The 6,787-nt window shown below is 68.7% G+C and carries 6 protein-coding genes; 1 reads left to right on the top strand and 5 read right to left on the bottom strand.

Annotation, left to right across the window (positions count from 1 at the left end; translation table 11 throughout):
• Positions 1 to 26: 26 nt before the first annotated feature.
• The 3 genes from ACFXMV_RS08290 to ACFXMV_RS08300 form a co-directional block, all read right to left on the bottom strand.
• Positions 27 to 467, bottom strand: coding sequence for a tail fiber domain-containing protein (locus tag ACFXMV_RS08290; RefSeq protein WP_378498236.1), 441 nt, complete (start codon positions 465 to 467; stop codon positions 27 to 29).
• Positions 468 to 483: 16 nt separating this feature from the next.
• Positions 484 to 624, bottom strand: coding sequence for a hypothetical protein (locus ACFXMV_RS08295; protein WP_378498235.1), 141 nt, complete (start codon positions 622 to 624; stop codon positions 484 to 486).
• A gap of 141 nt (positions 625 to 765) precedes the next feature.
• A complete protein-coding gene (locus ACFXMV_RS08300) occupies positions 766 to 3,735 on the bottom strand; it encodes a kelch repeat-containing protein (RefSeq protein WP_378502859.1) in 2,970 nt (989 codons plus the stop codon).
• Positions 3,736 to 3,928: 193 nt separating this feature from the next.
• On the opposite strand from ACFXMV_RS08300, the gene ACFXMV_RS08305 reads away from it, so the two are divergent.
• Entirely contained in the window at positions 3,929 to 4,573 is a 645-nt protein-coding gene (locus ACFXMV_RS08305) for an FHA domain-containing protein (RefSeq protein ID WP_378502438.1), read from the top strand.
• Positions 4,574 to 4,650: 77 nt separating this feature from the next.
• Here ACFXMV_RS08305 and ACFXMV_RS08310 read toward each other — a convergent pair whose 3' ends face one another.
• Positions 4,651 to 5,595 carry an alpha/beta fold hydrolase gene (locus ACFXMV_RS08310; RefSeq protein WP_378502860.1) on the bottom strand — a complete coding sequence of 315 codons (945 nt, stop codon included), beginning with the start codon at positions 5,593 to 5,595 and terminating at the stop codon, positions 4,651 to 4,653.
• Between the two features lie 251 nt (positions 5,596 to 5,846).
• Entirely contained in the window at positions 5,847 to 6,512 is a 666-nt protein-coding gene (locus ACFXMV_RS08315; protein WP_378502861.1) for a hypothetical protein, read from the bottom strand.
• Positions 6,513 to 6,787 lie beyond the last annotated feature (275 nt).

A 6,787-nucleotide genomic window follows, 5' to 3' on the forward strand; every position in this document is an offset into this window, starting at 1 on the left:
ATGGGGGAAGCCACGGCGGGCTCCTTTCAGAGTTCCTCACGGGCCGAGCGCAACTGGGCGACCTCGGTCTCGAGTTCGATGAGGCGTCGATGCAGGGCCTGAACGGCGACCATGCACACCCCGTTCGCGTCGACCGCGGCGATCCGTTGGTCGGTCGATCCCAACCCGAAGGCTGCGGCGAAATCCTGTGCCATCGGTCCCATGTGGCGCACCGACGGATGATCGAACCCGTAGGTCCACACGCTGAGCGGCATCTCGGCGAGGCGCTGAAGCACCTCGTCGGCTCCGGCCGGTATCGGCCGTTCGGTCTCGACCCCGCGTCGCTGGCTCAATGCCGAATTGAGCCAGGCCACCGGGTGACGGGTGCGGGCAGACAAGCGTGCTCGCGCACGCCCCTGGCCGGTGGTCACCCACCGGCCAGGGGCGTGCTGCGCGCTCTCCGTGCTCACGTTCATGGCTTCGGACACCGAATCGTCCGCCGGGTCAGTCCGCGAGTTCCGTGACGTCGTGCTTGATCCTGACGTCGCTGAGCAAGAGTCCGAATCCGAGACCGAGTGCCGAGAGTCCGAGGCTGAGTCCGATTCCGACCGCGGCGCCGCCGAGTCCGATGATGAGTCCGAGCATGATTCCTCCTGATTGTTGCTTGGGTTCCGGGAAGGTTTCTCCGTTGTGCGGAACTCCCGATCTGTGAACACCTACAACCCTGATTCATCGACGCCGGCGCCGAAACCAACCCAAGGGGTGGCGACAAGCCACCCTCGATCATCACCAGAAGTCCAATGCTTGTGCGTTTGCGGTGGATTCGGCGTGCGTGGGGCGCATCGCGCCGCCGATGGCGTAGACGGTATGGCCGACCACCGCGACGGCCATCCCGTGCCGCACCGTCGGCATGGCCGGCAGCGTCGACCAGGTACCGGTGGACACGTCGTAGGCCTCGACCGTCGACAGCACGCGGGTCGGTTCCTCGCCGCCGATCACCACGATTCGCCCGTCGATGAACGCCGCGCCGAGCCCGCCTCGCGGTGTCGGCATCGACGGCAGTGCCGTCCAGTCCCCGCTCGCCGGGTCAAACCGCTCGAAGGCTCCAGTGTTCTTGTCCGAAGCCAGATTCCGGCCTCCGACGGCGTACACGTACCGGCCGTCGGACACCATGCCCAGATGCTCGCGCGGGGTGGGGATGTCCGCGCCGTTCGCCCACGTGTTGCCGTCGAACACCTCCGTCGACGACAACAGCTCGCCATCCGCCTGACCACCCGCCACGACGATCTTGTCGTCCGCCACCGCCGCGGCACCCGCCGCGCGGGGCCTGTCGAGGCGGGGAAGGTCCACCCAGGCCCCGTCGCGCAGCGCGAACACGCGGTCCGAGGCCTTCGCGGTCTGATTCGGCCCCTCCGGCACCCAGCCGCCGAGGACCACCAGCTCGCCCCGGTAGTCGACGGCCATCGCGTGGTTGAGCGGCAGCGGGAGGTCGGGGCCCGACTTCCAGGTGTCGATGGCCGGGTCGTAGCCCTCGACCTTGGGGGTCGAACCCGTCGCATCGAGGCCGCCGAACACCCAGATCGTCCCGTCCGACATCGCCGCCGGTGCCTGCTGGCGGGCGATCGGCGCGTCCCGCAACGGCCGCCACGCAGGCGCCCACTGGGTCTTGCGCGGCGCGAGCTGCAGGGCCTCGGAGACCGCGGTGGACTCGGCGTGGGTTGCCTCGGTGGCACCGCCGATCGCGTAGACGGTGTTGCCGACCGACGCGACCGACATGCCGTGACGAGGGGTACGCAGGGCAGGCATCTGCATCCACGTCCCGGCCACGACGTCGAAGGCCTCGACGGTCGAGAGAACCCGGGTCGGTTCCTCGCCGCCGACCGCCATGATCCGACCGTCGACGAAGGTGGCGCCGAGTCCGCCTCGCGGGGTGGGCAGGTCCGGCATCGGTGACCACGTCCCTGTCGCCGGGTCGAACCGCTCGAACGCTCCGGAGTTCTTGTCCGAGGACAGGTCTCGGCCACCGAGCGCATACACGAATTTGCCGTCGGACACCGCGGCCAGATGCTCTCTCGGGGTCGGCAGGTCTCGGGCGGCGGTCCACGCCACCCCGTCGAACACCTCGGTCGTCGGCACCAGCGCGCCGTCGGCCTGCCCACCCGTCACCACGATCTTGCCCCCGACGACGGCCGCGGCCCCCGCCGCGCGTGGCCGGTTCATCGGCGGGAGATCGACCCAACGTCCGTCCCGCATCGCCATCACCCGATCGGAGGCGACCGCGGTCAGGTTCTGACCGTCCGCCTGCCACCCGCCGAGCACCACGGGCTCCTCGTTGAAGGTGACGGCCATCGCATGATTGAGCGGCACCGGGAGGTCGGGCCCGGCCTTCCAGGTGTCGATGGCCGGGTCGTAGCCCTCCTGTTTCGCGGAGACCCCGTCGTTGTCCAGCCCGCCGAACACCCAGATCGTGCCGTCGGCCTCCGTCGTCGCGGTCTGCTGGCGCGCGACACGGGCGTCCTTGACCGGACGCCAGGCGGCGGTCGGGTCGACGTGTGCCGCGACGGTGCCGCCCTCGGGGCCTGCGCCGTTCCCGCCGGATGTCTGCCGGACCAACAGGTAGCCGCCGCCCACGACCGCGGCCACCACCGTGATCAAGGCGAGGGCGATCAGGACCCCGCGCCTGCGACTGCCTGCGGGCGGTCCACCGGGTGGCCCTGGGCCCGGCCATGGCGGCGGGCCGGTCGGCGGCCACGCCGGAGGGCCGGAGGGATGGGGTTCGAGCCGGGGCAGATACGGGGGATCCGAGTGCACGACGAACCCCGGAGGATGCGCCTCGGTGACCTGCCCGGTCTGGACTTCCGCGGCCAGGGCCATCTGGTCCGATCGCAGGCCCAGCCGGCGCTGGGCGACCTGGAGTTCGTGGCCGAAGTCCGCCGCCGATGCGTACCGGTCGGCGGGATCCGTGGCCACCGCCTTCTCGATCACGGCGCACACGTCGTTCGGGATGCCCTGAGGACGCAGGTCGGGCACCGGCTGGGTACCGATTCTCAGGAACTGTGCGACCAGGGCCTCGCCGGTCTTGCGTTCGAACGCCGCACGGCCCGTGATGAGCGCGAAGATCGTCGCCCCGAGTCCGTAGACGTCCGATCTCGCGGTGGGCGATTCGCCTTTGAGCACCTCGGGGGCGGTGAACGCCAGCGAGCCGGTGAAGCCGCCCGTCGCCGTCTCGTAGCCGCCTGCGATGTGGGCGATGCCGAAGTCCGTCAGCTGGGGCTCGCCGTAGTCGGTGAGCAGGATGTTCGCCGGCTTGACGTCGCGGTGCAGCGTGCCCGCCCGGTGCGCGGTCTCCAGTGCCCCGGCCAGTTTCACCCCGATGCCTATCGCCTCAGGCCAGGGCAGCGGGCCCTCCCGGCGCACCTGGATCGCGAGCGAGTCGCGCGGGTGATAGTGCATCACGATGTACGGCCGACCGGTGGTGGTCACGCCGACCTGAAGGACGTTGACGATGTTCGGGTGACCGGACAGGCCGCCCATCGCGTAACCCTCACGCAGGAAGCGTTCCCGATTCTCCGCGTCCAGATCGGAGGTCAGCACCTTGATGGCGACGATCCGCCCAAGCGCAGGCTGCAGGCAGCGGTACACAACGCCGAATCCGCCGCGGCCGACCTCCGTGGCCCCCTCGAACCCGGCAGCGGCCAACTCTGCCGCGATGCCGCGGCCAGCTGCCCGGGTTACCTCTGGGTCGAAGTCGACCATCGAATCCACCTTTGACGCAGGTTTATCAGGATACGCCGAACGTCTGACGAGTAGTCGGATACGCTGTTCGGTCGAATTCGGCCTGTCCGAAGAAGTATTCGACCGGTTGAGATGGGCGTCAAGATGACAGATTCCCTCCCCAGGGGGCCTATCGGAGTTTCCGATCTTGCTGCACGCACATCCGGAGGGCACGATGGAACCGTGCCCTGGGGTTGTCGTGGACCGAGCCACTGAGTCTCGCCTGATCTACTCGGACAGGGAAGGTCGACAGCACAGGCTGGACCTCTCCCCCGATAGCCCGCGCCTGACGGTCGGGCGCTCACCGGATTCCGGCCTGGCCCTCACCTCCGACGAGGAGGTGTCTCGACTGCACGCGGTGATCGAATGCGTGGGCAGTCACTGGACCGTCGTCGACGACGGCATGTCCCGTAACGGCACGTTCGTCAACGGCGAGCGGATCGCCGGACGCCGGCGGCTGCGCCAGGGCGACAGCATCAGGATCGGCGGAACCCTGTTGACCTACAACGAGTTCGGCGGCGCGCTCGACGACGCGACCATGATCGCCGCGAACATGCCGAACGTGCGCTCGTTGACGGAAACCCAGCGAGCGGTGCTGACGGGACTGTGCCGGCCCTACAAGCACGGGGCGACGTTCGCCAACCCGGCGTCGAATCAGCAGATCGCGGCGGAGCTGTTCCTCAGCGTGGACGCGATCAAGACGCATCTGCGCGCGCTGTTCGCCAAGTTCGACGTCGAGGACCTTCCGCAGAACCAGAAGCGGGTGCGGCTGGCCGAACTGGCGATGCAGAGCGGCATCATCAACGAGCGCGACCTTTAGTGCCCCGCGCCCGAAGTCTTCCCGCGGTTGCCGGGGCCCACGCAACCATCAATGGACTTCGAGCACGAGGCACTAGCTCAGCCGACGTTTGCGAGCCGCTCGCCGTGCCCCGCCCGCGCGACGAGAGCGGCAACCGCGTGTGCGACCTCGGCCGCGCGTTCGAGGATCACCGAGTGGCCCGCCCCGCTGACACGCACCAGCTCCGAGGCCGGCAGCCGTGACGCCATCGACGCGGAATGCTCGAACGGGGTCATCACGTCGGCGTCGCCGCACAGGACCAACGACGGGATGCTCGCCAACGCGGACAGAGATGCCGATTCGTCGAAACCGATCAGCGATTCCAGGAAACTGGACATCGTCACCACGGAGGTGTCGTTGACCATCGCTGCAGCGAGCGCGACGACCCGCGAATCGACGCGACCGCTGCCGCATCCGACAACCCGGACGATGCCGGCACAGAGCATGCGGCTGACGTGCTTCGAGCCCTGCATCACGCGAGGCGCCCGCCGGACGGCCGAGCGGAAGAACGACACCATCGGGGAGTGCAGGAGCCGACCGAGGCCGGCCTCGGTGAGTCCGTTCGCAGCGGACGAGATCAGCGCCATCCCGACGATCCTCGAGCCGATCGAGTCCGGGTACTGCCGCGCATAGGCCAGGGCCGTCATCCCGCCCATCGAGTGACCGATCAGCACCACAGGGCCCTCGGGAACCACCGTGCGGATGACGGCGTCCAGGTCTCGACCGAGCTGGTCGATCGTGTAGGTGTCGACGGGGCCATGGCCGGAGTCGCCGTGCCCTCGATGGTCGTAGAAGACCATGCGGACGTCGGTTCCCCAGGAGTAGGACAGGTACTCGCGGAGGAAGGACCACGATTCCGTGCGCAGGCAGTGACCGTGCACGAACACGGCGGTGATCGGGGCATCCACCCGACCGAATTCCTGAACTGCGAGCGGCACGCCGTCGTCGGCGAGAACGGTGACGCGGCGGCCGGTGTGGTCTCGTGCGCTCGGCGTGCTCAACATTGCGTCCTCCATACCCGGATTCGACCTGGTCCGCCCGCTTTTGCGGGTACATACCAATCTGCTCCGAGCAGTGATTCGGAGCCAGCAACCCCAGTACTCGCTATATCGACCCGAGGGTGCGGTTTCTTACACCTCGGGTGCAGGTATTTCTCAACTCGAGGAATTGCGCTCCTCAAGTGTGTTTCGCCCCGCCCCGTCCGACCATCACCACCGGGGCGGAAAAGTCTCACCTCCCCGCCCGTGGATATCTCTCAGAACGGCGGGGGTTGGTGGCGGAAGCGTTCGCGCAGGATCGCCTGGTGTTCGTCGTGGTGGGCGCGGAGTCGTTGGCATTGGGCGAGGTGGTTCGGGTCGGTGATTGTGGTGAGGTCGGCGAGGGTGGGCGGTAGGTCTGCCGGGTGCATGTGGGTTTCCCACCAGGTCGGCTCGTAGATTCCGAGGTCCGGGGGTTCCGGCGGCGGGGACGCGTGTGTCAGTTTCGGGGCCGGTCGGGGCGTGGGCTCCTTGTCCTGTCTGCTGGGGCGTTGTTCCACAGGCGTCGGCAGGGTGACACCGATGCTGCCGTTGCGGCTGATCCAGACGATCACATCACCGGCGAGGCGGACGACGCGGAACAGTCGGTCGGTCTTGGCCTGGTGGTGGCAGCCGCAGGCGGGTTGTCCGTTGGATTCGATCGTCCAGCCGCCCGCCTCGGGGTTGTCGGGGTCGTACTCGACGAGGTGGTCCCAGTCGCATTTGGGGGCGGGCACGGGGCAGCCGGGGAAGGTGCAGGTGGCGTACTTGTCGAACGTTGCGGTCCGGACGGCCTTGCCGGGATTGTAGGTGAGCGCTCCGGGCGGTGGGGCGTCCAGTCCGCCGTGCCCGTCGGGGAACTCGCCGGCGAGCAGGGTCGGGTCGGCTTCGATCGCGGCGATCACGTCGGCGATCGTCGGGGTGGTGTCGGTGACCGGTTGTGGCGGGGGCAGTGGTGGGTCCTGCCAACTCGGTGGCGGTTCGGGCGGCGGAGGGGGCACCGGTCCGGCGGGCCGGTGACGGGTACGGCGGCGGTAAGGGTCGGTCGGGGTTGGCGCCCAGGGCGCCGTGCCGGGTGCGGAAGCGCTCCTCTCGCAATCACTCTCGGGCGCCGACCCGACATCCTCTGATTCCGCAGCTATCTCGCCGGCGTTCACACCGTCGGCCTCCGGTTGAGGAT

It is taken from the genome of Rhodococcus sp. NPDC059179 (assembly GCF_042754885.1).
In the GTDB taxonomy this organism is placed as follows: Bacteria; Actinomycetota; Actinomycetes; order Mycobacteriales; family Mycobacteriaceae; genus Rhodococcus_G.